28 protein-coding genes and 2 pseudogenes are annotated in these 25,557 nt (G+C 43.5%); 12 read left to right on the plus strand and 18 right to left on the minus strand.

Annotation, left to right across the window (positions count from 1 at the left end):
- The first annotated feature begins 79 nt into the window (after positions 1–79).
- Together ACUB3H_RS03075 and ACUB3H_RS03080 are read left to right on the plus strand one after the other, a co-directional pair.
- On the plus strand, positions 80–886 hold the full coding sequence (locus ACUB3H_RS03075) for an Mrp/NBP35 family ATP-binding protein (protein ID WP_459129187.1): 807 nt from the start codon (positions 80–82) through the stop codon (positions 884–886).
- Positions 879–1,319 (plus strand): DUF134 domain-containing protein, encoded by a 441-nt coding sequence (locus tag ACUB3H_RS03080; RefSeq protein WP_459129188.1) that lies wholly within the window; start codon positions 879–881, stop codon positions 1,317–1,319. The genes ACUB3H_RS03075 and ACUB3H_RS03080 overlap by 8 nt, the downstream gene beginning before the upstream one ends.
- A 37-nt stretch (positions 1,320–1,356) precedes the next feature.
- Here ACUB3H_RS03080 and ACUB3H_RS03085 read toward each other — a convergent pair whose 3' ends face one another.
- The 7 genes and pseudogenes from ACUB3H_RS03085 to rd (ACUB3H_RS03115) all read right to left on the minus strand — a co-directional run bounded on the left by ACUB3H_RS03085 (position 1,357) and on the right by rd (ACUB3H_RS03115) (position 6,577).
- Positions 1,357–2,559: an FprA family A-type flavoprotein gene (locus ACUB3H_RS03085; RefSeq protein WP_459129189.1), complete on the minus strand. Its 1,203-nt coding sequence runs from the start codon at positions 2,557–2,559 to the stop codon at positions 1,357–1,359.
- A 12-nt stretch (positions 2,560–2,571) separates the two neighbouring features.
- On the minus strand, positions 2,572–4,476 hold the full coding sequence (locus ACUB3H_RS03090; RefSeq protein ID WP_459129190.1) for an acyl-CoA dehydrogenase family protein: 1,905 nt from the start codon (positions 4,474–4,476) through the stop codon (positions 2,572–2,574).
- 142 nt (positions 4,477–4,618) lie between these two features.
- Complete coding sequence (gene rbr / locus ACUB3H_RS03095; protein WP_459129191.1) at positions 4,619–5,191, minus strand: rubrerythrin; 573 nt, start codon at positions 5,189–5,191, stop codon at positions 4,619–4,621.
- A gap of 114 nt (positions 5,192–5,305) precedes the next feature.
- Positions 5,306–5,833: a ferritin gene (locus tag ACUB3H_RS03100; RefSeq protein ID WP_459129192.1), complete on the minus strand. Its 528-nt coding sequence runs from the start codon at positions 5,831–5,833 to the stop codon at positions 5,306–5,308.
- 1 nt (position 5,834) lies between these two features.
- A complete protein-coding gene (gene rd / locus ACUB3H_RS03105; RefSeq protein WP_459129843.1) occupies positions 5,835–6,017 on the minus strand; it encodes a rubredoxin in 183 nt (60 codons plus the stop codon).
- 9 nt (positions 6,018–6,026) lie between these two features.
- Positions 6,027–6,401 (minus strand): annotated as a pseudogene (locus ACUB3H_RS03110) (desulfoferrodoxin); the annotation flags it as partial.
- A 14-nt stretch (positions 6,402–6,415) separates the two neighbouring features.
- On the minus strand, positions 6,416–6,577 hold the full coding sequence (gene rd / locus ACUB3H_RS03115; RefSeq protein WP_459129193.1) for a rubredoxin: 162 nt from the start codon (positions 6,575–6,577) through the stop codon (positions 6,416–6,418).
- 101 nt (positions 6,578–6,678) lie between these two features.
- On the opposite strand from rd (ACUB3H_RS03115), the gene ACUB3H_RS03120 reads away from it, so the two are divergent.
- The 9 genes and pseudogenes from ACUB3H_RS03120 to ACUB3H_RS03160 all read left to right on the plus strand — a co-directional run bounded on the left by ACUB3H_RS03120 (position 6,679) and on the right by ACUB3H_RS03160 (position 15,423).
- Positions 6,679–8,124, plus strand: coding sequence for an alpha-amylase (locus tag ACUB3H_RS03120; RefSeq protein ID WP_459129194.1), 1,446 nt, complete (start codon positions 6,679–6,681; stop codon positions 8,122–8,124).
- Positions 8,125–8,202: 78 nt separating this feature from the next.
- On the plus strand, positions 8,203–9,081 hold the full coding sequence (locus tag ACUB3H_RS03125) for a DUF6544 family protein (protein ID WP_459129195.1): 879 nt from the start codon (positions 8,203–8,205) through the stop codon (positions 9,079–9,081).
- 133 nt (positions 9,082–9,214) lie between these two features.
- Entirely contained in the window at positions 9,215–10,276 is a 1,062-nt protein-coding gene (locus ACUB3H_RS03130; protein WP_459129196.1) for an ArsR/SmtB family transcription factor, read from the plus strand.
- A gap of 8 nt (positions 10,277–10,284) precedes the next feature.
- On the plus strand, positions 10,285–12,075 hold the full coding sequence (locus ACUB3H_RS03135) for an ABC transporter ATP-binding protein (protein WP_459129197.1): 1,791 nt from the start codon (positions 10,285–10,287) through the stop codon (positions 12,073–12,075).
- Complete coding sequence (locus ACUB3H_RS03140; protein WP_459129198.1) at positions 12,072–13,835, plus strand: ABC transporter ATP-binding protein; 1,764 nt, start codon at positions 12,072–12,074, stop codon at positions 13,833–13,835. Before ACUB3H_RS03135 ends, ACUB3H_RS03140 begins: the two co-directional genes overlap by 4 nt.
- 308 nt (positions 13,836–14,143) lie before the next feature.
- Positions 14,144–14,404 carry a helix-turn-helix domain-containing protein gene (locus ACUB3H_RS03145; RefSeq protein WP_459129199.1) on the plus strand — a complete coding sequence of 87 codons (261 nt, stop codon included), beginning with the start codon at positions 14,144–14,146 and terminating at the stop codon, positions 14,402–14,404.
- Positions 14,405–14,541: 137 nt separating this feature from the next.
- Positions 14,542–14,760, plus strand: a pseudogene (locus tag ACUB3H_RS03150) (recombinase family protein); the annotation flags it as partial.
- Positions 14,761–14,809: 49 nt separating this feature from the next.
- Positions 14,810–15,208 carry a hypothetical protein gene (locus ACUB3H_RS03155; RefSeq protein WP_459129200.1) on the plus strand — a complete coding sequence of 133 codons (399 nt, stop codon included), beginning with the start codon at positions 14,810–14,812 and terminating at the stop codon, positions 15,206–15,208.
- A gap of 2 nt (positions 15,209–15,210) precedes the next feature.
- Positions 15,211–15,423, plus strand: coding sequence for a helix-turn-helix domain-containing protein (locus ACUB3H_RS03160; RefSeq protein ID WP_459129201.1), 213 nt, complete (start codon positions 15,211–15,213; stop codon positions 15,421–15,423).
- Positions 15,424–15,805: 382 nt separating this feature from the next.
- On the opposite strand, the gene ACUB3H_RS03165 is transcribed toward ACUB3H_RS03160, so the two are convergent.
- From ACUB3H_RS03165 to ACUB3H_RS03215, 11 genes are all read right to left on the minus strand, one after another.
- Complete coding sequence (locus tag ACUB3H_RS03165) at positions 15,806–16,309, minus strand: GNAT family N-acetyltransferase (protein ID WP_459129202.1); 504 nt, start codon at positions 16,307–16,309, stop codon at positions 15,806–15,808.
- Between the two features lie 69 nt (positions 16,310–16,378).
- A complete protein-coding gene (locus tag ACUB3H_RS03170) occupies positions 16,379–17,491 on the minus strand; it encodes an ABC transporter permease (RefSeq protein WP_459129203.1) in 1,113 nt (370 codons plus the stop codon).
- On the minus strand, positions 17,475–18,578 hold the full coding sequence (locus ACUB3H_RS03175; RefSeq protein ID WP_459129204.1) for an ABC transporter permease: 1,104 nt from the start codon (positions 18,576–18,578) through the stop codon (positions 17,475–17,477). The genes ACUB3H_RS03170 and ACUB3H_RS03175 overlap by 17 nt, the downstream gene beginning before the upstream one ends.
- A 1-nt stretch (position 18,579) precedes the next feature.
- Positions 18,580–19,512 (minus strand): ABC transporter ATP-binding protein, encoded by a 933-nt coding sequence (locus tag ACUB3H_RS03180; protein ID WP_459129205.1) that lies wholly within the window; start codon positions 19,510–19,512, stop codon positions 18,580–18,582.
- Positions 19,513–19,591: 79 nt separating this feature from the next.
- Complete coding sequence (locus ACUB3H_RS03185) at positions 19,592–20,194, minus strand: response regulator (protein ID WP_459129206.1); 603 nt, start codon at positions 20,192–20,194, stop codon at positions 19,592–19,594.
- Entirely contained in the window at positions 20,191–21,165 is a 975-nt protein-coding gene (locus ACUB3H_RS03190) for a sensor histidine kinase (protein WP_459129207.1), read from the minus strand. Before ACUB3H_RS03190 ends, ACUB3H_RS03185 begins: the two co-directional genes overlap by 4 nt.
- A gap of 33 nt (positions 21,166–21,198) precedes the next feature.
- Positions 21,199–21,801 carry a hypothetical protein gene (locus tag ACUB3H_RS03195; protein ID WP_459129208.1) on the minus strand — a complete coding sequence of 201 codons (603 nt, stop codon included), beginning with the start codon at positions 21,799–21,801 and terminating at the stop codon, positions 21,199–21,201.
- An 8-nt stretch (positions 21,802–21,809) separates the two neighbouring features.
- Positions 21,810–22,241, minus strand: coding sequence for a large conductance mechanosensitive channel protein MscL (gene mscL, locus ACUB3H_RS03200; protein ID WP_459129209.1), 432 nt, complete (start codon positions 22,239–22,241; stop codon positions 21,810–21,812).
- A 57-nt stretch (positions 22,242–22,298) separates the two neighbouring features.
- Positions 22,299–23,564, minus strand: a complete 1,266-nt coding sequence (locus tag ACUB3H_RS03205) for a peptidoglycan bridge formation glycyltransferase FemA/FemB family protein (RefSeq protein ID WP_459129210.1) — start codon at positions 23,562–23,564, stop codon at positions 22,299–22,301.
- A complete protein-coding gene (mtnN, locus tag ACUB3H_RS03210; protein ID WP_459129211.1) occupies positions 23,561–24,229 on the minus strand; it encodes a 5'-methylthioadenosine/S-adenosylhomocysteine nucleosidase in 669 nt (222 codons plus the stop codon). Before mtnN ends, ACUB3H_RS03205 begins: the two co-directional genes overlap by 4 nt.
- A gap of 8 nt (positions 24,230–24,237) precedes the next feature.
- Positions 24,238–24,789, minus strand: a complete 552-nt coding sequence (locus tag ACUB3H_RS03215) for a TlpA family protein disulfide reductase (protein ID WP_459129212.1) — start codon at positions 24,787–24,789, stop codon at positions 24,238–24,240.
- A gap of 212 nt (positions 24,790–25,001) precedes the next feature.
- On the opposite strand from ACUB3H_RS03215, the gene ACUB3H_RS03220 reads away from it, so the two are divergent.
- Complete coding sequence (locus tag ACUB3H_RS03220) at positions 25,002–25,553, plus strand: Holliday junction resolvase RecU (protein WP_459129213.1); 552 nt, start codon at positions 25,002–25,004, stop codon at positions 25,551–25,553.
- The last annotated feature ends 4 nt before the right edge of the window (positions 25,554–25,557 follow it).

Consider the following 25,557-nt stretch of genomic DNA (forward strand, 5'->3'; position numbering starts at 1 on the left):
TTTATATGAAACATCGCATGAACACAACATTATCACCCCGTTTCGTGATATACTGTATGCATATTTTAAGGGGGGTATTATGCCAAAAACGCTACCTACAAAACAGAAATCAAATGTTTTCGAAAAGCTCCACATGCGTGAAGGCTCTCATGCGACCAAAGTCTATGCCATTTCAAGCGGAAAAGGTGGCGTCGGAAAGAGCACCACGACCGCTCTATTAGCAGCATCCTTGAGCGCCATGGGTAAACGCGTCGGAGTGTTAGATGGAGATATAACTGGTCCTTCTATTCCGAGCTTTTTCGGTGCTTTAGGAGAGACGGCGATCGGTACAGAAGAATACATTCATCCCGTCGTTAGCCCTGGTGGCGTGAAACTCATGAGCTTGAATTTTCTCGTAAAAAACCCCGCCGATCCAGTCATCTGGAGAAGCCCCGTGATCATCGGTCTCTTACAGGACTTTTATTCCAAAGTCACCTGGGGACCACTCGACGTCTTACTGATCGACATGCCACCTGGAACGGGAGATATTCCACTGACGACCTATCAGCACATTCCACTCGATGGCATTATCGTTGTCACATCACCGCAAAAGCTTGTAGGACTCATCGTAGAAAAGTCGATCCGCATGGCACAGTCATTAAGAGTTCCAATCGTCGGTGTGATCGAAAACATGTCGTACTTTAAAGCTCCCGATACGGGTCATGAGTACGAAATCTTTGGACCCTCAAGTATCGATGAATTAGCTTCAAGACTTCAAACCAAGGTCTTAGCAAAGCTTCCCATTGACCCTGAACTTACAAAGTACACCGATGCGGGTGCCATTGAAGAATATGTCGCAACGCATCAACCTTTTCATGCAAAAGACCTGGAGGCATTGAATGAGTAGACCACCTAAAAAGCGTGAAGTGAGACGCTTTCCAAAATATAAGAAGTTCGTCGCAAGCGATCGCTACGGTCGCCGTAAGAGCGTAAGGCTCGGTTACGATGAGCTCGAAGTCCTACGACTTACAGACCTCGAAAACTTAAGTCAAGAAGACTGTGCGAACATGCTACAGATCTCTCGTCAGTCGGTTCAGCTTGCGCTAAAAGTCGCAAGAGCTAAGATTACAAAGGCTCTCATTAAAGGAGAGACAATCGTGATCGAAGGCGGAAACTACTTCGTTCACGAATGCCCCTTTAAGTGTAATGCCTGTGGTCATGAGTTTCCTTTAAGAGCTGACGCCCAGCCGACTCAGTGCCCTTCCTGTGGTTCAGATGATATTCACTGTACCTCAGAAGAATTTTGTAGTTCCATCTGCTCTAGAAAAGCTAGTTATTAAAAAGGGAAGACTCCTCAAGGATGAGGAGTCTATTTTTTTAGAAGCTTTCTTTGATCGCTTGAACAAACTGATCGAGCTCCGTTTCCTTCGATGGTTGAAGCATCGAAGCAATGCTTAAACGCTCTGGTAGGAGGTTGATCTTCTTTAAGTTCTTTTCGATGAATTCCTGCATTAAGTCACCGCTCTTAACAGCCCAAGATCCGTTTTCAAGAAGTGCCATGGTACGGTTTTGAACGTTTAAGAGACGTAGGTGTTCGAGGAAGTCGTGCATAACAGGATAGATATTTAGGTTATACGTAACAGATGCAAGCACGATGTGTGAAAGCTTAAAGGCGTCACTAATGAGGTAGCTTACATGGGTCTTTGAGACGTCGTACATGTGAATGTTTGTAATGCCGTCTTCACAGAGCTTACTAGCGAGTGCTTGTGCTGCGCTTTCCGTATTACCGTACATCGATGCGTAGCAGATGAGTACACCCTTCTCTTCTGGTTCATACGTTGCCCAGTGCACGTACTTGTCGATGAACCAACCGATGTTTTCTCTCCAAACAGGTCCGTGAAGCGGTAGGAGCATCTTAATATCTAGCGTTTGAGCCTTCTTTAGGAGGTTCATAACGTGAGGACCGTACTTACCAACGATGTTCGTGTAGTAACGGCGTGCATCATCGAGCCAGTCGCGTTCGAAGTTGACTTCGTCGCTAAAGAGTTTTCCATCGAGAGCACCGAAGGAACCGAAAGCGTCTGCACTGAAGAGGATACCAGTCGTCTTATCGTAGGTAACCATTGCTTCTGGCCAGTGAACCATAGGAGCCATGACGAAGATGAATTCGTGTTTTCCTGTAGAAAGTGTATCGCCTTCTTTTACAGTAATCTGCTTTACGCCATCGAGCGGAAGACCAAATTGGTGCATGAAGAGGAAAGCCTTTTCCGTACTTACGATCGTCACATCAGGATAGCGAAGAAGAACTTCTTCTAAGCTTGCTGCGTGGTCTGGTTCCATGTGGTTTACGACGATGTAATCGAGCTTCTTACCATCTAGAACGTGTGCGAGGTTTTCTAAAAATTGCCTGCAGACAGCCCAGTCGACCGTATCAAAGAGAACCGTCTTTTCATCGAGTAATACGTAGCTGTTGTAGCTTACGCCGCGTTCGATGGGATGAATATTTTCAAAGAGCTCGAGGCGATGATCGTTTGCACCGATCCAAAAGAGATTCTCAGTAACTTTTCTGACGTTATACATTCTTTCCTCCAATTATTCTTCAATAAAGTTTGCTTTTGGTTCGGCACAGTGTGGGCAGACCCATTCTTCTGGTAGATCTTTATAGAGCGTTCCTGGCTTGATGTCGTTTTCAACATCGCCGAGGTCTGGCTTGTATTCATAACCACATCCACTACAGATGTAGGATGGTCCAATCGGCTTTTGCACGGGTGGTTTCGGACGTTTCATCTTGACCATCTCTGGTGCTGGCGCTTTCTTTCCATCGAGCTCTTTCATTAAGATCGGCATGATCTCTTCGAGATCGCCTACGATACCGTAGTCCGCATTCTTAAAGATCGGAGCATTTGGATTCTTGTTGATCGCAACGATCGTAGAAGCATCTTTAATGCCCTTAAGGTGTTGAACGGCACCGCTAATTCCAAGAGCTACATAGAGGTTTCCGGTGAACTTCTGTCCACTCATACCGACGTAGCGATCGAGCGGTACGTATTGAAGTGTCTCAGCGACAGGACGGCTCGAACCGAGTGCAGCACCAAAGCCTGCTGCAACCTTCTTAACGAGTTCGACGTTCTTCTTATCGCCGATACCTTGACCCATACTTACGACGCGCTCTGCTTTTGCGATCGGTGTATCGATTTCAATACCCACAGTGAGATCGTGACCGTCTTTTGTAAGTCTTGCGATGAGCTCTTTGACCTTTTCTTCGTTCGTTCCTTCGAGGATGACGTGCTTGCGGATGCCTGTAACAGGAGCCGCTTTCTTAGGAGCACTTCCTGAACCGCCCTCGCTCTTTGGCTCTTTACCAAGGAGGTTCGCAGCGATAACGACACGTTGAATCTCGTTCGTTCCTTCATAGATGGTCGTAATCTTCGCATCTCTGTACATACGCTCGACGTCCATTCCCTTCATGAAGCCTGAGCCACCGAAGATCTGGAGAGCATCGTTTGTCACTTCAAGAGCGATGTCTGAAGCATACATCTTAGCCATAGCACTTTCCATACCGTATGGAACGTGCGCTTCTTTGAGTTCTGCTGCAGAGTAGATGAGTAGACGAGCGTTTCTTAGCTTTGTAGCCATGTCGGCAAACTTAAAGCTAATCGCTTGCTGGAAGGCAATGGGTTTACCAAATTGAACGCGTTCTTTGGCGTATTCAAGGGCTGCTTCATAAGCGCCTTGTGCAATACCTAAAGCTTGTGAAGCGATACCGATACGTCCACCATCAAGTGTACTCATCGCGATCTTAAAGCCCTGACCTTCTTTACCAAGGAGGTTCTCTTTAGGAACCTTTACGTTATTAAAGGAAAGCTCTGCTGTACAGGAGGAGCGAATACCTAACTTATCGTACTTCGCACTCCTCTCAAAGCCCTCCCAGTCCTTTTCAACAATGAAAGCACTGATACCACGCGTACCGATGTCTGGTGTCGTTACGGCAAAGACGACGTAGGTATCTGCTTCAGGGGCGTTCGTAATGAAGATCTTTCCACCGTTTAAGAGGTAGTAATCTCCCTTATCGATCGCTGTCGTTTCCGTTCCACCTGCATCACTACCGGCATTAGGCTCGGTGAGACCAAAAGCTCCTAGCTTTTCGCCTTTTGCAAGCGGAACTAAATATTTTTTCTTTTGCTCTTCTGTACCGTAGGCAAAGATCGGCCAGCTTCCAAGAGAAACGTGAGCCGAGAGAATAACTCCCGTACCACCGTCAACACGTGAAAGCTCCTCTACGGCAATGGCATAACTTAGTGCATCGAGACCGAGACCACCGTATTCTTTAGGAAATGGTGTTCCCATGACGCCCATGGCTGCGAGCTTTTTAATAAATTCTTTAGGAAAACGGCTTTCTTTGTCGAGTTCAAAAGCTATCGGCTTTAATTCGCTCTCTGCAAGTTGTCGAACTTTTAACCGAAATTCTTCATGACTCGGTGTAGTTTGAAATAACATGACGACCTCCTCTGAGTCTTACTGGCATTTGCTTAAAATACTTTATATCCATAAAAGCTTCAGATAAAGCACAAATTATTCAAAAAGTAAAAAACATTTTTTCACAAACAGACATAAAAAAACAGGGGGTATCCCCTGTTTCTTAGTATGTCTCAACCATGAGTTCAAAGTGTTCTCTTGGATGCTTACAAGCTGGGCAAATTTGTGGTGGCTCATAACCTTCATGAACGTAACCACATACGCCACATTTCCAAAGAACTTTTTGCTCGCGGTTAAATACTTTGTTGTTCTTAACGTTTTCGAGAAGCTTTCTGTAACGTGTTGCGTGAGCTTGTTCTGCCTTAGCAACCATTAAGAATTGAGCAGAGATTTCTGGGAATCCTTCTGCTTTTGCAATTTCAGCAGCAGCTGGATAAAGTTCATTAAACTCTTCTTCTTCGCCCATAGCACTTGCTAAGAGGTTTTCTTCTGTTGTTCCTACAACACCTGCAGGATATGTAGCTGTGATTTCGAGTGGTCCACCTTCTAAGAAGCTAAAGAAGCGTTTAGCGTGAACGTATTCGTTCTCTGCTGTTTCTTCGAAGAAATCAGCGATTTGGTGGTAGCCTTCCTTACGAGCTTGCTTTGCAAACATGGTGTAGCGACTTCTAGCTTGGCTCTCGCCTGCAAAAGCCTTTAAGAGTTCGAGTTCTGTCTTTGTTCCTTTAATTGACATAGAATTCTCCTTTCATTTCTGTCTCTCATATTATAACAAGAAATAGAGAAAAAGTGCAAAGAATTATTTGCATTTGACAAAAAAAAGAGCCTAGATAAACTAGGCTCTTTTGAACTATGCACCTTGCATTGGGAGTAATCCACCAGGAAGTGGTTTGTAAGCACGAGTAGAGAGTGCAGCGTTAAGTTGCATAACTGCAGGCTTTGCAGACTCTGTATACTCGAGCTTGTCGATGATACCGGAGAAGTTATCTTCTTCTTCGATTTGCTCATCTAAATACCATTGGATTAAAGTAAGAGCTTGGTACTCTTTATTCTCCATAGCGATATCCATCATTTCATGGAAGCTCTTGGTGATGAGTTTTTCGTGCTCTAAGCCTTTTTTCCAAACGTCGAGTACGTTTTCAAACTTACGTACAGGCTTTTCAATGGCTAAAATTTCTGCCTTCTCACCACGTTGAATGATGTAGTGATAAAGCTTCATTGCATGATCTAACTCTTCGATGTGTTGGATGTATAGCCAGTGAGCCATTCCATCTAAACCTTCATCTTGAAGGAAAGCACTCATGTTGAGGTAGAAGTTTGCACTATGGATTTCCATAGCGATTTGTTCGTTTATCTTCTTTAATAAATCTTTATGCATACTAACCCTCATAAACCTTGAACATGTCTTTGCCGACTCCGCAAACTGGGCAAACCCAATCTTCTGGAATTTGTTCAAATGGTGTTCCAGGAGCAATTCCGCCGTCTTCATCGCCGATTTCTGGATCGTAGATGTAGTTGCAAGCGGTGCAGATGTATTTTTGAGCCTTTGGAGCATCTTCCATAGCTAGGTTTTCATTAACCCAGAGACCGTGTAGGTTGCAGTACTCATAAGCACTTACAGGCTCAGCATCAACCTTGAAGATTGCTTCTGGCTTAGCCGTCTTATCTAGGAATTGGATGTAGTTTTGATCCTTTGTGCAAAGAGCGATCCACTCGATGTGGTGTTCTTCTGTCATTGGGTGATCTGTCGAACCAACGTATACGCGGTATCCACCTTCGATCTTTTCAACGATTGGAACGTGCTTTTCGTTCTTGAATTCAGCTGTCTTTGGTTCCATATGTTTCATTGGTTCGCCGCAGCAAACGAGCTCACCACCACCTTCAGTGAGAACCCAAACGATGTTGCCGCAGTGTTCGCATTTATAAACGTTATATCTCTTAGCCATTTTATTCTCCTTTATTATCTTACAGGTTCGAACATGTCTTTGCCAACGCCGCAGACTGGGCAAACCCAATCTTCTGGAATTTGTTCAAATGGTGTTCCTGGAGCGATTCCGCCGTCTTCATCACCAATTTCTGGGTCGTAGATGTAGCCACATGCTGTGCATTCGTATTTTGTCATTCTAAATTTCCTCCTAAAAGATTTCTTAACTCATATACCCTAAGGGTATCTCTAAAAACAGGTGAATCACTTTTCTTTTTAAAAAATGAGGGAGTTTTTTTATGGAAAACGGAGTTTTAATACAAACCTTTGAGTGGTTTAGTTATGGAAATGGTGGGCATCTCAAGTTCTTAAAGGAAGAATTAGAGCACTATAAAGATATTGGCATAAGCGCACTATGGCTTCCCCCTCAGTCAAAAGCCACGAGTAAAGATGACCCCGGCTACGGCATCTATGACCTCTACGACCTCGGTGAATTTGATCAAAAAGGAACGGTTGCGACAAAGTACGGAACGAAGGAAGATTATATCGATCTTGTAGAAAAAGCCCATGAACTTGGAATCAACTGCTATGCAGATATTGTATTAAATCATAAGGCCGGTGCTGATGAAGAAGAACTCTTTCAAGCCCTCGAGATGAATCCTGATAATCGACTCGAAGTGATTCAAGATGCTAGAGACATCAAGGGCTGGACGAAGTTCACCTTCCCTGGAAGAAAAGACACCTATTCGAACTTCCAGTGGAACTTCAATCACTTTACAGGAGTCGACTACGACAGCTTAGAAGGAAAGACGGGGATCTTTAAGATTTTAGGAGAAAACAAAGACTGGGCAGAAGGCGTGAGCGGTGAACGAGGAAGCTACGACTATCTCATGTTTGCAGACATCGACCACGATCACCCCGAAGTCCGAGCGGACCTCTTCCACTTTGCCAAGTGGTTTTTAGATACGACCAAGGTCGATGGCTTCCGCTTCGATGCCCTTAAGCACATTAGTAGTCAGTTTATCCTAGATCTCGTAACGGATATTAGAAGCTACAAAGAGGACTTCTACGGCCTGGGAGAATTCTGGGTCAATGACCACGAAGAAAACGCACGCTACATCGAAACCATGAATGGTTCCATCGACCTCTTCGATGTGCGCTTACACGATAACTTTCATAAGTTAAGTACTCATGAAGAAAATGACCTTCGAAAGGTCTTTGATGGAACACTCGTACAAACGAATCCAGAGATCGCAGTGACCTTCGTCGATAATCACGATACACAGCCCTCACAGGCACTAGAAAGCTTCGTGGACGACTGGTTTAAAGCACAGGCTTACGCCTTAATTCTTTTCAGAAAAGACGGCTACCCTTGCATCTTTGCAGGCGACTACTACGGCATGAGCACACTAAACGAGATCAGCTCTAAAAAAGAGATGTTAGAAAACCTCCTTTGGATCAGAAAGACCTACGCCTACGGCGAAGAGGTCGATTACTTTGAATCAGAAACACTCATCGGCTGGGTCCGAATGGGCACAGAAGAACACCCCGGAAGACTCGCAGTCGTCGTGAGTTCTGGAGATATGGGAACGATTCGAATGTTTGTGGGAGAGGATCAAGCAGGAAAAAGCTATAAAGACTTTACGGGAAATAATACGAATGAGATCGTGATCGATTCCGAAGGCTATGGAGATTTTGAGGTAGGACCGAGTAAGGTTTCAGCTTGGGGCGAAGGGACATTTTAATTTAGCGTTAAATCAGAAAAACGTGAGGAAAAAGCGTCCACTTTGCGTTATGATTTTCTTAGTACAGAAAGGAACGTTATGAAGCCCAAGAAAAGAATCCTACCCATCTTACTTAAATCCCTTTTACTATTCCTTATTGCCGTCATCGTGTGGTTTCTAGTCCCCTATTCCCCGATGAAGAAAACGTATCAAGAGGACGTCAATAAGATCACATCCAAACAGACACAAAGAGGAATGAAGCTCTATAAGAAAGAAGACTTTGAAAAGCTTCCTGAGCCTCTTCAAAGATACATTGAACAAGCAGGTTTTATCGGTACACAAGATATCAACTTCTTCACCCTACACTTTAAAGACGCCGACTTTATCATGGATAAAGATAAGCCCAAGCTTACAATTGACTACAAACAGACGAACATCCTAGAAGGTCATACGAGAATTGCAAGGATCGACACTCGAATGTTCGGAATCCCTTTTGAAGGCTACGACACCTTTATCGAAGGAAAAGGTGGCATGAAGGGAGTCATTGCAAAGCTCATCACGCTCTTTGATGAAAAGGGGCCCGAGATGGATCAGGCTTGCCTTGTAACTTATCTTGCAGAGTCCTTCCTCTCACCAAGCTTTTTACTCGATGACAGCATTCAATATGAAGTGATCGACGACAAGCAGGTGAAGGCCACCATCACTCACGGAAACCTCAAGGCCTCTGGAATCTTCACCTTAAACGAAAACGATGAAATCATCCGTTTTACCACAAACGACCGCTCCGTAGCCAAAGGTGACGGAACGTACGAAATGATTCCCTGGGTCACAGAGATCGGTGAGTATAAATTTACGACAAGCGGTATCAAACAGCCTACGAAATTTAAAGCCATCTGGAAGTATCCCGAAGGAGAACTCGTCTACTTTGATAGTGCAATCGAAGCGATTAACTACGACTATCAGCTCGTCATAGAATGATATCTTAAGCCCGTTCATTGGACGGGCTTTTTTCTTTCTTTTCTATCCTTTCTTTCTAATCTATTTTTGTAGACTTGACGATTTCGGTTTTCGTGATATTCTCGTATTAGATAGAAACGGAGGATATGTTTAGATGAAAACGGAAAGAAATGGATTTTACCTCTTAGATCCATCAAAAGATGAAATCGTAACCCCCTTTTATGAATGGGAAGCGGCTGCACTCATAAAAAAAGTCCTTTCAGGAAACCGGTTTACGACAGAAAAGCCTGTAGAAGGAGAACTGAAGAAAAAGGTTGAGCGCTTTCAAGAGTTTGAAAAGAACCTCATCGAAAAGGCAAGAGTCATCATTGAACCTTATAAGGACATCAAACGATATTTTCTTACAGAAAACATCATGGGACCCTCTGACTTTTTTCATATCATATCCATCTACTATTTCTTCGAAAGAACGAATCTAATAAAGGATAAGGAAAAAGCAAAGGCTTTCTTCTTTTCTAGCTTTTTTGAAGACCTTTCAGAAGAGGAGATTGAAAGCCTTAAGAGCTTCGAATACTATTATAAGAAGCTCACTCAGGTCACAGACGACCTCACGCTCATTTCGACCCTCTTAGACCTCTACGTAAACTTTGAAGAAATCTTTGAGCGCAATAAGGTGCTCTTTCATGACCTCATAAAGCTCATAAAGTCCGAATCGAAGGAACTTCTAAAGGAACTACCTAAGAGAACTTCTTTGGAACTTATCGAAGAAACGAATGAAGTCTTTGAGCAAAGTGGAGGCACCGTAAGTTATGGAACAAAGCATGTCTTTTTGAGTCTCGTCTTTCCAAACGGCATCAGCTTCTTCGATAACTTATTAAAAGAGCCCATCTTAATCGTCGGAAGTCTTGCCCATGATCTGACGCTCGTTCATGCCATGAAAAAGCCCCTAAGCTGGAAGTGCGACCTCTTAAAAGCCCTATCGGATCCCGTACGGTATCAGATTTTACTATTCTGTAAGGAGCGTCCTCACTACCTCTCTGAATTAGCAGAACGCTTAGAGCTAAAGCCTTCTACGGTGAGTCACCACATCAATGCTCTCCTAGAAGAACACCTCCTGGTCTTCGACTTCTCTGATAAGCCTAGCTCAAAGACCTACTATAAGACCGTTTCAGAAAACGTAAACATCTTAATCGATGAGCTTAAAGACCTATTATAGGAGAAACAATGGAAAAACTACTAAATCCAAAGGTCCACTTCTTTCGAATTGTCGGCTTTGTCATAAAGTACCTACATAAAAAGAATAAGTGGTTTCTACCTCTCATCTTTCTTGCAACCGTGTGCATGACGGTCCTAACGACCTTCCCCGTAGCCTTTCAAAAGCTCATGATCGATTCCATTCTTAATGTTCCGGAGAACTTTCTTAAGCTCACCTTGATCTATGGAATCGTCATGGGAGGTACATACCTCTTCTATCACCTAGCCTTTGGCTACACCCGCTCTCGCTTCTCTTTAGCTAGACTCGACTTCATGGTCGATCTCAATAAAAAGTACTTAGACCTCGATTACAGGTATATCGAAGACTATGGCTTTGAAAACAGCCTCATGGCTTCTATGAATTCAACCCAGGGTAATGATAACGGCATCGAACTCTTTATGCACATGCTCTTTAAGCTCCCTGCTGTACTCATCTCCATCATCTTAATGGGGGCACTCCTCTTAAGCTACGTGCCTTTTGCAAGCATCGGACTTCTCATAAACATCTTTCTCGTCTTCTGGATGAGAGATGGTGCAACCAAGCTTCGCTTTAAAAAGCAAGCGGAATTATCGAGTGCACTTCGTAGAATCAACTATTACTCCTTTCGAACAAGCGACTTTAACTTCGGAAAAGACATTCGAATCTTTTCGCTTCAAAACATGCTTTCACGTGGTTATAAGAGAGCGATCGATGAACTCACAGCACTCTACACCTTCTTTGAAAACAGAGCCTTTTTAAGAGGATTAGCCGCAGTCGTAGCCCTTACACTAACAGACGGATACATCTTTTATGAGCTTCTAAAAAAGACAAATGGAGGACTCCTTTTAGGTGACTTTGTGATGCTCCTTTCAGCAAGCATAAGCCTATCCCTTCTTCTTAAAGAGACGGTAGAAGAGATCGCGAAAATGGTTGGAGAAGCGCGCTACATCCAGTCCTCTTTAAACTTCATGGAGCACGACTTCAATACACCTACAGGTGATCTAAAAGCTCCTGAAGGAACGCTTGAAATTACTTTTGATCACGTTTCTTTTAAGTATCCAAGTTCAGACCGCTACGTCCTAAAGGATGTGAGCTTTACAATTCCAAAGGGAGAGAAGCTCGCCATCGTAGGAGCCAACGGTGCAGGAAAGACGACCATCGTAAAGCTTCTTACAGGACTTTTTTCTCCTACGGAAGGGGAAATTCGAATAAATGGCATTCCACAGAACGAATACCAAAAATCAGAGCATTATCAGATGTTTGGAACGGTCTTTCAGGATGTAAATATCCTTCCCTTTGACATCAAGACGAATATCGCACTGTCGAATGAAAAAGCAACAGATGAAGAGATTCTAGATGTATTAGATAAGGTGGGACTTAAGAAAAAAGTAGAGTCCCTACCACAGGGAATCTATCAGAAGCTAAATAAATCGGTCTACGAAGATGCCGTAAACCTCTCTGGTGGCGAATCACAAAAGCTTGCCATCGCAAGAGCCCTCTATAAAAAGAGCAACATGGTCATCATGGATGAACCGACAGCTGCACTCGATGCATTAGCTGAAGAAGAGATCTACATGCACTTTAATGAGCTCGTTCAAAGTAAGACAGCCATCTTCATCTCACACCGTCTCGCTTCAACCAAGTTCTGTGACCGCATTCTCCTTTTAGATGGCAATCACATAAAAGAACTCGGTACGCACGATGAACTCATGAATCTCAAGGGAACGTACTACGAGATGTTTAAGACACAAGGTAAATACTACAACGAGGAGGAAAGATGAATCTCATAAAATTCTTAAAACGAATCTTTAAGATCGATAAGGTCTACCTTCTCTCTGTCTTCTTCGAGACCCTCATGATCACGGCGAGAACACTCGTCATGGTCTTCATCCCGAAGCTCTTTATCGACATCATCCAAAAGGGAAAAGAACCCCTCGAAGGGCTTCTTATAGCACTTCTCATCCTCTTTAGCGCAAGACTCCTTGAACTCGCCTTCCACCGTCTTACGACGATACGAAAGGAAAGAATCAATGTCCTTCTACAGAAGGTCTTTAGTGAACAGATGATGAGTCTACCCTACCGATATCTCGAAGACCCACACTATCTCGAGTTAAAAGAAGAAGCACAGATGGGCTTTATCATAGGTTCGGTAGAACGTATTACATCGGCTCTTACGATCATCGTTCAAAAGTTTTTCGTGATCACAGGACTGAGTGCTGTCCTCTTTACGCTTAATCCCTATCTCTTTTTAGGGCTTGTCAGTCTCTGTTTGATCACCTTCGTGATTATCGCAAAGAAAAGTGCTTTAGCACGTAAGACGTTACAAGCGATCATTCCGATCAACAGAAAGTTCAATGTCTTTGTACAAGCGATTTTAGATACACCCTTTCAAAAGGACGTCAGGCTCTTTAACCTCTCAGACATCCTGGCAGATAATATCCGCTACTACAACCGAGAAATGCTTCATGACTTCATTAAAAAGGATGAACGAGATGCCATCATGAATAGCATCATGAGTTTCTTAAGTATCCTAGGAAGTGTTTCAGTCTTCTACTATGCAGGAAGAAAAGTCATAAAAGGCGCCATCTCACTCGGTGACTTCTCTCTATACACAGGAGCCGTCGTTCAATTTTCCACGGCCTTTACAGAGATGGTTACAAACATCTTTGACCTAAAGAACAACATTCACTTTATCGAACCCATAGAGACCTTCCTTTCTCTAAAGGACGATCAACTCACCCAAGAGGGAATCCCCTTTAAAGAACCCTTTGAAACGCTAGAAGTAAAGAACATCTCCTTCCGCTATCCTGGAAGTGAAGAATGGATTCTTAGAAACGTTAGCTTTTCTATAAAGAAGGGAGAAAAGGTCTCGCTCGTAGGATTAAATGGCGCTGGAAAGTCTACCTTAGTCAAGCTCATCTGTCGCTTCTTCCCCGTAGAAGAAGGAGAGATCCTAATGAATGGAAAGAACATCTTTAGCTACGACTACGATGACTACATGAAGCACGTGACGGCAATCTTTCAGGACTTTGGAATCCTTCACTTTTCGATTGCAGAAAACATCTTAGGTTCTGATTACCAAGATAAGGAAGCGAGAAAGAAGGCGGAGGAAATATTAGAGGAGGTCGGTTTCACAGAGAAACTCAAGAAGCTTCCCCAGGGAATCGATACCTTCATCGGAAAGGCCTACCATGAGGAGGGCGTGGAACTGAGTGGTGGTGAACTTCAAAAGCTTGCCATCGCAAGAGCACTTTATAAAAATAGTGACTTTGTCATCCTCGACGAACCGACGAGTGCCTTAGATCCCATGGCAGAGGCAGAAATCTATGAGAACTTTAATGAACTCGTAGGAAACAAGAGTGCCATCTACATCTCTCACCGCATGAGTTCAAGTGTCTTCTGCGATAAGATTGTACTCCTTAACGAAGGAACCATCGAAGCTGTCGATACACACCAGAACCTCATGCAGAACACATCTAGTCTCTACTACAAGCTCTTTAAGACACAGCAGGATCACTATACGTTAAAAGCGGAGGATTAACATCCTCCGCTTTTTAGATCCCATAAATCCTTGAACATCCCTGCTCAGGCAGGAATCCCTCCCTCCCAGTTTTCTGTCAGCTACTCCCCAGGGATCACCCCCGGCTACGCGAGAAACACTGGTGCGCCGCTGGTGATCGCTTTCGGGTACACCCTCCGAGGGGGGATATACATCATCGCTATATAGACGAGTGAGTGCTTCGAGTAGCCAAAAAATAGAAAAAGACCTTAGAAATATCCTGACACTCAGAAATAACTGTGTTACACTATTCCCATAAAACAATAAGGGGGTGATAAACCATGGACACTATGAGTGCCGTAAAAGAAATTATGAAAAACAAAGAGGTTAAACCTTCTGTGTTATGTAATCGACTCGGTATTAAGTCCAATGTTCTTTCTGAACGATTCAAGCAAAAGAATGTTAGCGTTAAAAAACTCAACGAAATGCTGAGAGCGATGGATTACAAAATTATCGTCGTACCAAGAGAAACTCGTTTACCTAAAGACGGTTATGTAATTGGGGAGTCTGATGAACTCAAAGTTGATTCGGATTCGTTTCTGTCCGATTGATTTATGTGAATGAAACCATTAACGGTTGCAGTAAACTCACTATAAAGAGGCTCTAGTATAGAAAGTTATGCACAGCATTAAGAGGTATATCGGCTGAGTTTTAGGAGGTGTAGCCCATGATTTAGGGTTATGCTCGTGTTTCTACCAAAGGACAGGCTAAAGACGGTAACAGTCTTGAAGGTCAGAGTCTTTTACTGAAAGAAGCCGGAGTAGAAAAGATTTTCTATGACTCATTCACAGGTAGAAAAATGGAACGTCCCGAATTTAATAAGCTCCTCTCGGTTTTACACGAAGGTGACAAACTGATCGTGACGAAATTGGATAGGTTTGCTCGGCTGAGTGCTGTGCCGCTTTGAACATTTCTCGTTCTACATGGTATAACAAAACGAAGGAGGTACCGGTATAATGGAAATAATATTTGCAGTTGTATTTATTTGTTTGATTTATATTGCTATCGAAGAGCATCAGCGTAGAAAGAAGTACGGTAAGCCTATTACTGTGGAGCAATATCGAAAAATGATGGAAACCGACCCCTATGAGATCGTAAAGACTAAAATCATTGATACCTCTCACACTTCTTCCGACCAAGTAAGCACAGGTAGTGCGGTTGGACGTGCGGTTATCGGTGGTGCGTTATTTGGTGATATAGGTGCGATTGTCGGTGCTTCTACTGCTAAGAGAAAAGTTAAAGAACATCACACTACTACATTCATGGTGTACTACGACAACGGAATGACCCAGCACAAAACCGTTGAAAATGGCTCTAAGCTCTATGAAAAATTTATGGCAAAGTTGGAGGTGTGAAATTGCTTAGAAATAACATTGAACTTGACGTGAAAATCAAATGTCTCGAAGCTGGTTTAACTCAAGATCAGCTCGCTACTAAGATTGGCACTACAGGACAGTATGTCAACCGAGTTATTAAAAAGAAAGACGGATATGTCAACAAAACGCTTGTGCACATGCTTGAAGCCCTCGGTTACGACATAGAATTGACCTATGTTCGAAGGGAAAAGTGATGGCACGAAGAAAGAGTCTGTTGTCTGCTTTAATCGGGAAACCTCGTAAAAAGTCTAAAGGATTCTTTGGCACATTGCTGGAGGACTCCGGAAGACTGAAAAACGAAATGTACTCGGTTCAAAGCGTAAGTATAAGTAACTATTGTGGCGCATGATTGCGAGAGCTTTTGGCTCAAACAGTTATGTGCTTTTTCTTTTTGGAGGTACTATGAAGAAATTACTAAACAAAATCCTTGAGAGAGTCCGAACGAAGCCCTTAAGAAGTTGTATACAAAATCTGTGTTGTTGAGTAAATTTGAAATGTAAAATGATAGAACCAATCTACTGATAGTATACCAAAAATTTATCAATATTAGAATCTTAGTACATGAAAAGCGGAGGATTAACATCCTCCGCTTTGTTCATATTCAGGCTTCAAGATACTGTAGAGTTCCTGATCGAGTCTCTTTCCGTTATAGACGTAGTTTCCTCTCATCGTTCCCTCGTGGATGAGTCCTAGCTTTTCATAGACGTGCTTAGCACGCTTGTTGTGGGGATAGACGTCTAAGTAGAAGCGGTAGTAACCCAAGTCTTTAAAGCAGTGTTCCATGAGCTTCTTTAAGGCTTCCTGACCGTATCCCTTGTTCTTTGTGAGAAATGCAAGTCTCCTTAGGAGATAGACTTGACTCTCTTTAAAGAGCTGAACCATGGCATAGCCTACGAGTTCACTCTTTCCCTTCTCCTTGATCGAAAAGAGAAAGTAGTCATCGGCTTTCATGTGCCCTAGATGCTCTTCATAGCTACTTACAAAGAGCTCTGGTTCATTCTCTGGGTGTCTTTCGATGGCCATGAGTTCTCTGAGTTCTTCTTCCCTTGTTTCTTCTATCGTTAGATTCTCTGTTTCCATGTGAGTGTCCTCCTTCTATCATTACTCTGTACATACCCAGTATATAAAAAAAGAGATCCTTTGGGATCTCTAGGCGAAGAATTCTTGTGCTTTCTTTGATCTCATCGCAAAGACGCAAAGTGAGAAGAAGAGTGCGAGGAATCCTGCAAGTGCAAGGATACTGTTGATCTTAAAGATCGACGTTCCTCTCTGTAGTTCGATGATGGCATTATTTGCCCAGTACTGCGGTGTGATCATGGCAATCTTTTGCATAAAGTCAGGCATGAGGTTAAGTGGCCAGTAGCAACCGCCGAGCATCGCTCCGATGACGGTAATAATCTGAGTTGCGATGCTATTTGCTCTTCTTGAACTCATGGTGAGAGCAAAGAAGATTCCGATGAAGATCCAGATGAGTCCGTAGATGAACCAGATGACAAACATTTCAAACCTTGTCGGTGTCTTAAAGAGAACCGTTAGAACTTGCACGGCCTTTAGGTTTAGGAGTAGAAAGAAGACGCCTGTCGCCATGTTTGCTAGGATGTAGCTCGTCTTAGAGATGGAACTTTGTCGAATTCTACTTAGTGTGTTATTCTGTCTTTCCACCATGATCATTTCGCCGATCATGAGCATGTTGATGCTTAGGATGTAGATGAAAAACCCTCCCGCAACATTGATGCCCTTCGACTTCATTTGATCATTTAACGGCTTACTTTTGACCTGTAATCCATCTTTTTTAAGTCCTTCGTAGCTCTTTATAAGTTCCTTCGGGTCACTGAAATTCGATGCCTTTTGGATCGCTAGGATGTTTTGTTCATAGAAGTTTAGACCCATCTCTGTGAGCATGGTGATCTCTTGACCCTTCAGTGTCGTGAGCTTAAAGCCCTTGGATTCACCCTTTAGGATGCTCTCTTCAAAGCCCTTTTCGATCGTGAGGTACATGTCGATGTTTCCATTGAGGAGTGCTTTTTTGAGATCCTCCTGAGGAAGGATCTTTATACCTTGACTCTTTAGTTCTGTCTCAACACTCTTTGAAAGCGTCGTCTGGTCGAGGTCTTCTATCGCAACGTTCACCGATATTCCGCCACTAGAACTACTTAGTAATAGTCCGACAGCGGTGAGTAAAACCGGCAAGATGACTAGGAGAAACAGTGTTCCACCGCTTGAAAAGATCAGGCGTATATTGTTTTTAATGATTGCCAACATAGATTTCACTATCTCCCTTCGTAAAGAGCAGGAAGCTTACGATAATCATAAGAGCTGCGAGTCCAAGGTTAATGCTCGCTCCCTGGTAGAGGATCTCGTTATTTCCTGCGTGGATGCTATTCATAAGTCCCGTGTTGATCATTCCTACAGGAGAATGAACCTTCATGAGGCCCAAAAATCCTTCGTCTGGTAGAGCCATGTATCCTCCACCTAGGAATACGAACACGACGATGACGATATTTAAGAGGCCTGAGATGAATTCCTTTCCACCCACGAGGAGGAACAGGAAGGCTCCTAATGCCGTTGCAAAGAGTACAAAGGGTACGAGACCTAAGTAGCACTGGAGTAGGTTTCCGTAGTTCACATGAAAGAGGAACTTATTTACTAGAATTACAATCGTCGCTTGGATGAGTGTCACGATCGTCACAGCGATCATCTTTCCTACAAAGACCGTTCCTAGGTTTACTGGAGAAACCTTAATTCTTCGAAGGGTTCCACGGTAGATCTCACCTTCAAAGCTTGATAGCGACTGGAAGCTTCCGTACATGATGATGAGCGTTAGCATCGTAATACCAAAGTAATCCATCGACTTCGGTCTCGCTTTGTTCTCGATACCTTCGACCGTTGTGACCTTATTTAATTCTCTTGGCATGAGGTCTAAGCGGTTATTCTTCTGTAGATAGTTTGCGAGGTTTACGTTTCCTGCAAAGGCCTTGGAGTACATGTCGATGACAATGGAGTTCAGGCTCGAACCGTTCGAATGGACGACGATTTCGTTGTCCTTGTACTCGACATAGTTTGTGATCTTTCCTTCTTCGATTCCCTTTGCTATCTCTTTTTCATCTTTATCGATGAACTTTAGCTTCGCTTCCTTGCCAGCTTCCTTGTACATGTCGGTTAGGAAGTTTTCTTCTCTTACGATCTGAACCTCTGTCTCCTCTAATTCCACCGTTCCACTCATGACACTCTCTAAGCTTAATCCTAGGACGAGTGTCAGAGCGATCGGAAAGAGAATCATAAGTAAGATGGATTCGGGAGCATAGAGGAGATGTAAAAATTCTTTCTTAGCGATACTCCACCATTTCATGTTAATCCCTCAAGCTCTTTCCCGTGAGACTTAAGAACACGTCTTCGAGGTTTGAATCCTCTGTTCGAACATCTAAGGGCTCGATGTTGTTCTTTGCAAAGGCATCAAAGATATCTCTAAGCTGGGTTCCCTTAGGCTCCGTTTCGATGCGCCAATTTCCATCACTGTACTCGGCACTGATGACACCAGGGATGCTCGTAATGGCCTCTACTGGCATGCCCTCTAGTGTACGAATGTTTACAAAGCGGTGTTCATTTAAAAGGTTTCTGAGTTCCTCTAGTGTACCTTGAGCAATAATCTGACCTTTATCCATGATGGCAATGCGGTCACAGAGGTGCTCTGCTTCTTCCATGTAGTGGGTCGTATAGATGACTGTGAGTCCCTTTTTATTGAGCTCACGAATGTTTTCTAAGATGTGATTACGGCTTTGTGGGTCGATCCCTACGGTCGGTTCATCGAGGATCAGAACAGAAGGCTTATGAACGAGTCCACAGGCGATATTTAATCTTCTTTTCATACCGCCACTAAAGGTCTTGGCCTTGGCCTTGGCGTGTTCCTTAAGCCCTACGAATTCTAAAACTTCTTCCGCACTCTCTTTGAGTTCTTTTCCTTTTAAGCCATAGAGCTCTCCAAAGAAGCGAACATTTTGGAGGGCGGTGAGATCTTGATAGATCGCAAGTTCCTGAGGAACGATACCTACGGTGTGCTTAAGTTTTAAAGGATTCTTATCAAGATCCTCTCCGTCAATGATAATTTGTCCTTGATCTTTTGAAATGAGTCCTGTGATCATGTTGATGGAGGTAGATTTACCGGCACCGTTTGGTCCGAGTAAGCCAAAGACCTCGCCTTGATCAATAGAGAATGTAATATCAGATACGGCAATCTTTTGTCCGTAACGTTTTAGTAAGTGTTCGACTTTAATCATTTTTTTCATATCGTCCTCCTTGTCTTAAAGGTACCTAAAAAAAAGAGGTGCGATTAGTATCAATCCTCACCTCTTATTATGACAAAAGTCATATTTCACCCTTAAGGTAACTTATGGCAATTTGTGTTCTGTGTTCAAGTCCTGTCTTTTGAAGGACGCTCGTGATGTAGTTTTTTACGGTTCCTTCTGAGATAAAGAGTTCTTCAGCAATCTCTTTATTCGAAAGCCCTTGGCTTATCTTTTCTGCCACCTGAAGTTCCCTATCGGAAAGCGTCACCTGGTGGCTTCTCTTGGGCTTTAATCCACCTTTTAAGACATTCATCGCCACTTCATCGTAGACGCTCTTACCGCCGTAAATTTCTACGATAGCATTTATTATGCTCTTCGGTGAAGAGCTCTTTTGAAGGTAGCCCTTGGCCCCTAGACTCAAGGCTTCTGAAATCTCATCGTCGTCATCGAAGGTCGTAAGAATGAGTACCTTCTTATCCTTTAAACGCCTAAGAGCCTCAAGACCTCCCATCTCAGGCATTCTTAAATCTAATAGGATGACGTCGGCTTTTTCTGAAAGCTTTATGGCATCGTAGCCATTTTTTCCCGTGCCTACGACCTCGATCGATTCCTTTCCGTTTATGAGTAGAGAAAGACTTTCACGAATCAACTCGTCATCGTCTACTATGACTGTTCGAATCATGAGACCTCCTTTCGTTTAAAGAGCACGTTGATTAAAAAGCCCTTCGATCCATCGACTGTAAAGATCGCTCCTACACTCTGAGCCCCTTCACGCATGGAACGAATGCCCATCCCCTCTTGAATCTCACTTCCACCCACGCCATTGTCTTGAACCGATAGCTTAATGATCTTCGTAAAGACTTGAAGCGAGATGTCGACTTGAGTCGCTTTGGCGTGACGGACGATATTTGAGATGGATTCCGAGACAATTTGATAGATGACGGGCCAGTATTCGAGTTCAATGGCTTCTTCAGAGCCGAGAAACTCAAAGTGAATGGGAAGTGATGTATCCTTTCTCGCTTCTGTTAAAAAGAGCTCTAAACCTTGAAGCTTAAGCTTTTTAGGACTCACCTTTATCTCTCGAACGGTCTTTCGGATACGCTCCGTGCCTCTTCTTAAGAGATCGGTCGACTGAGTTAAGAGCTTTGAAGCTTGTTCGGGATCCTCAGTTAAAAGCATGTTCGCAGCCTCAAGCTGAAGAATGGCCGCGACCATTGAATGACCTAGAAGGTCGTGAATTTCCTGAGAGATGCGGTTTCTTTCTTCGAGCTTTAAATTCTGAACGAGTTGATCGCGGTAATTCGCTTCTAAGAGCTTATAGCGTTCATGGCGGTTATTCCTAATAATGAGTTCATCGTTAATGGAAACGACGGCTTGCTTTTCTTCATCGAGCTTCTTTAGGTGCAAATAGACGAGCACGTAAGGAAGATAAAGTAGAAGTAATAGCCATCCCCCGTCATCCCAGAGGATCAAAATACCCATGACGTTTAAAATGGAAAACCACTTGGAAAAGCTCAGGGAGATGATGCGAAAAGCGAGGAAAAAGAGCATGATAACGAGAAGCAGAGGAAAGCGTTCTGCTTCGTAGACGGATGCAAAGATCAGATAGGTTATAAAAATGGTCGCATCGAAAAGAGCCATAATGGTATTCATGCTCTTATTATACAAAAAAAAGAGGCTTTCGCCTCATTTTTGCACTTCAAATGAAATCGTATCGAGAAGCGCTTTATTCTTTTCGTGCTCGTGTGTGCCGTAGAGGGAGAAGGTATAACTCTTATCCCCATCGGTACAGTAGAGATCCGTCGTCTTAAGCTTTTCGTTTTCATCGTAAAGATAAGTGACACCATAGAAATCTTTGCCACCGATCTTAACCGGTCCCACCCACTTGATGTCTTCTGGAAGTACGCTAGGGTCAGCCTTGCATTCTTCAAGTTCTGCGGGTGTTTCAAAGAAGCCTAGACCAAAAGTCTCTTTCGGTGTAACGGAGAAATAAAGAGCGGGGTCGTTTCCGCCTAAGAGAAGATCATCGGTCTTTTCTTTCGGCGTGACGATACCAATAATACCGCCATCTTTCGTGAGATCTTGCGGCTTATCGAGCTCTAGTTTGCCTTTTTCCATTTCAGCGTAGATCGTTTCCGTTGTCCAGGATTCATAGTTTGCACGCGTGACCGTAAAGAGGTCAAAATCCTGTGGGTCGATCTGAAAAAGACCGTGAACGCTTGTGGGGCCACTTTCACATGCAGCTAAGAGAAGAACGACGACGAGAAGTCCTAGAACAAGTCGCTTCATAAATTCTCCTAATTGAGTTCAGATGTGCAGTGTGGGCAACGTGTTGCATCCACTGCTACTTCACTCTTACAGAAAGGACATGCCTTCATGGTTGGTGCGTTGTCTTCTTCTTTCTTCTTCAAGCGGTTTGCAGAACGAACGATTAAGAAGAGTACGAAAGCGATAATGAAGAACGTTACGATCGCTTGAATGAGTTTACCGTAAGCAAGTGTAGCTACGCCTGCATCGAGTGCAGCTTGAAGTGTCGGGTACTGTTTTCCATCGAGTGCGATGAAAAGGTTGGTGAAGTCAATTCCTCCAGTTGCAAGAGCAACAATAGGCATAATTAAGTCGTTAACGACGCTGTCAATGATGGCTTTGAATGCAGCACCCATGACAAAACCGACGGCGACTGATAGGACATTACCTTGGCGGATGAATTCCTTAAATTCCTTTAGCATATAATTCCTCCTTATAAATTCGTGCCTTATATGTGTATCCTAATAATTAGAAAATAATCAGCGTTTCACGATTCTCTTTAGCTTTCTTGCGAGTTCATAGAGCGTGTTCATGGTGGGATTTACCGTTAATGTAAAGCTTCCCGCTTGCTCACAAAGTGCACCGCCGAAGCCTTTTTTAAAGTTATATACGCCTTCGTCTTCGTTTCCTGAGAATCGTCCGCGCGTTCCGTAGAAGTTGTAGCGTTCGACGCCTAATTCAAGCGCTTTTCGCATCGCCTTCCACTGGAGCACGTAGGGACTCTGAAAGGCCATGTACTTGGAATGCGCTCCGCTAAAGAGATACGTCATCTCCTTGTTCCAGTGAACAAACATGGAGGCACTTAAGAGGTGCTCGTCGCCATCTTTTCGCATTTCTTCTAAGAAAAGGCGATCTTTTTCGATATTTCCTTTTTTCCTCTTGGCCGTTTCAATGCGTTCGACGAGTTTTTTCGAGTTGGGCTTCGTTTCGAGTTCTTTTGTGGCCCACTCAATCTCATCAGTATATTCTTGATCCTGCTTATTTAGCGTCTCTTCGTAGTCATCGAGATTTAAGTACGCACCGTAGAGCTTAAGCATCCCGTAGTCGGTAAGATTTTTATAGAGGCTCTGATAGTACTTTAGGGGCCTGTGCTGGAATTCATGACGTGCAGACGTGTCGTCCATCACGAGAGAAAAGTCTTCGAGGTCGTCGTAACTCATCTCTCGAACGTCAACTCCTACCTTTAAGGCTTGCTTTAAAGACCAGCGCTTCTGCTGAATGAAGCTCATTAAAAGCTCATCCTCCGTATGAATGTCTCTTAAATCCTTTACGAAGTACCAGCGCGTGAGCATGTCTTTGGGATCATCGGTAAACCCTTGGTGCGTAAAGCCAGCACGCTTCAGGTTTTCTACGTAATCCATGTGGTTAAAGCCACCCTCTACGAGATTTGCATCCTTATCCCTTTCTCTTACGTAAAAGGAAGGAAGGATCCTTAAAGTTACGACGTGCTTGGGTTTAAAAAAGCGAATGAGTTCCGTCGTAAGTTCTTTAAGAAACGATGCATCCGAGTAATCGACGAGCGGTCCTTGGTGACATTCGCAGGCTTTAAAGGGACCTAGGAGCGTGCGTAAATAAAAGAGCCCCGCTCCTCGAAGCTCTTCATTTTCAAAGAAGCCTAGTAGATAGACCTCATTTCCTAACTCTTTCCTGAGCTTTGCCATAGGTGCTGTCTGCACAAAGCTAGACTCGGGGTACTTTGCACTATACTCTTGAAATGTCTCGTAGGAGATCTCTCGAAGTGTCATGCTAGCTCCTTTAAGTAGGTGAGTAAAATTTCCTGGGCTCTCGCTCTCGCTTCTTCAAAGTTCTTTCTGAAGACGTCGATGCCACTTTCATCCTCGGTATCTGTAATCGAACGAATGGCGATGTAGGGAATGTCATTCGCATACGCTACGTGAGCAACGCCTCCCGTCTCCATGTCGACACACATGGGATCGAAATCCTTCTTAATGCGGTCTCTTCCCTCCTGGTCGATGAAAGCTTCACCGGTGACCATGGTGTCAAAAAAGATGGGATGAGGACTGTCTTTAAAGATTTCTCTAAACTCCTTTAAAAGCCCGTCTCCTGCAGGGATGTAACCGTCATCGGACATTTGTAGGAATCTCGGCTCTACGTCGTGCTCTGCAACTTTCGTACTAATGACTGTATCGGAGATTTTAAGCTTTTTAATCGCACCACTCACGCCTACGACGATGAGGTCTGTTACATGAAAGCGGTCGATTAAAACTTGGGCCGTAAGGGCAGCATTGACTTTACAGATTCCACACTCTGCGATCACAACGTCGTGACCGTGGAGTTTTCCTTCGAGAATTTCTTTTCCAGCGACCTTTGAAGCGAAGCCATCCTCTACAACCGAGAGGACGTTTTCGATCTCTTCTTTACTCGGTCCAATAATACCAAAGCGTCTCATGTTTCCTCCTACTTTTGACCTTCTAGAAAGCGATCGAGGTCTTTTTCCGTAATGGGGCCAGCCTTGGCTTCGACGATGAAGCCATCCTTATCGATAAAGACATTAAAGGGGATATAGCGAAGCGAATAGGGCTCGAGCGACTTATAATCCTCTTCCGTCGTAAAGAGCACAGGAAGGCTAAGTTTCTTTTCTTCAGCAAACTGCTTTACAAATTCATCCGTCTGAATGTCAATATTTACAGCTAAAGCTTTGAGCTCTGGATGTGCCTTTTGATATTCATCTACCATCGGAACCTCTTCTAAACAGAAAGGGCATGATGTCGCCCAAAAGACTAGAAGGACTGGTGAACCCTTTAGCTTCGAAAGCGTGACATCATTTCCTTTTAGGTCCTTGATCGTAAAGTCAGCGGCTAAATCGCCAGGATTTATTCCATAGGTGACATTCTTTGTCGCCTCCGTCGTTTTTTCGATTTCAGGCTCTTTCGATTCCACCTGCTTTGTAGGAGTACAACTCATTAAAATGAGGCTCATTAGTAGTAGTGTGACAATGATTTTTTTCATCATTCCTCCTTGAACATAGAATTATTGTACCAAGACTTAAAGTGAATTGCAAAACACGTCTAGAATTTTTTGTCAAGCGAAAAAATGTTCGTTACTAACACAATTCACAACCTTATCCACAGGTTTTGAAACCTCAACTAGAGCCTTTATTCTTCACCTAAAAGCTTTTCAAAGCCGATGATTTCCGTTAAGATGGTCTCATAGGAGGATGTATGGCTTGGAGAACAACAGGGCTAAAAGGCGACCTTTTAGAGAATTTAGTTAACTTGACCAACGATTTCTACCGTGAGCACCATTTTGCTCGTGTAGATAAGATTGCGACACCGGTGAAAGTAGTTGACATCAATGAGCAAAAACAGGTCACAATGGGCTATTTTGACCGCAAATCGACGGTCGACTACATCGGTGTTTCCCAGGGTCTAAGTCTATGCTTTGATGCAAAGGAAACTAATACGATGAATCTTCCACTCAGTAATATCCACAGCCATCAGATCGCCTGTATGCAGGATTACAGAGAGCACGGAGGAATCAGCTTTCTCATCGTCTACTGGAAGAAGGTCGAGGAGTTCTATTTAGTCCCTTTAGAACTCATAGAAGACATCATTGAAGAGAACGAAAGAAAATCGATACCGTATGAGGCCATGAAGGATGCTATAAGGATTGATTTCTATCAAGGGAAGTATTTAAATTATTTGGCGGCGGTAAACGTCTACCTCGAGAAATTGGAAAATAAAGATGAGGATGAGGATGATTACCTAAGATAAAAAG

It is taken from the genome of Guggenheimella bovis (genome assembly GCF_054492335.1).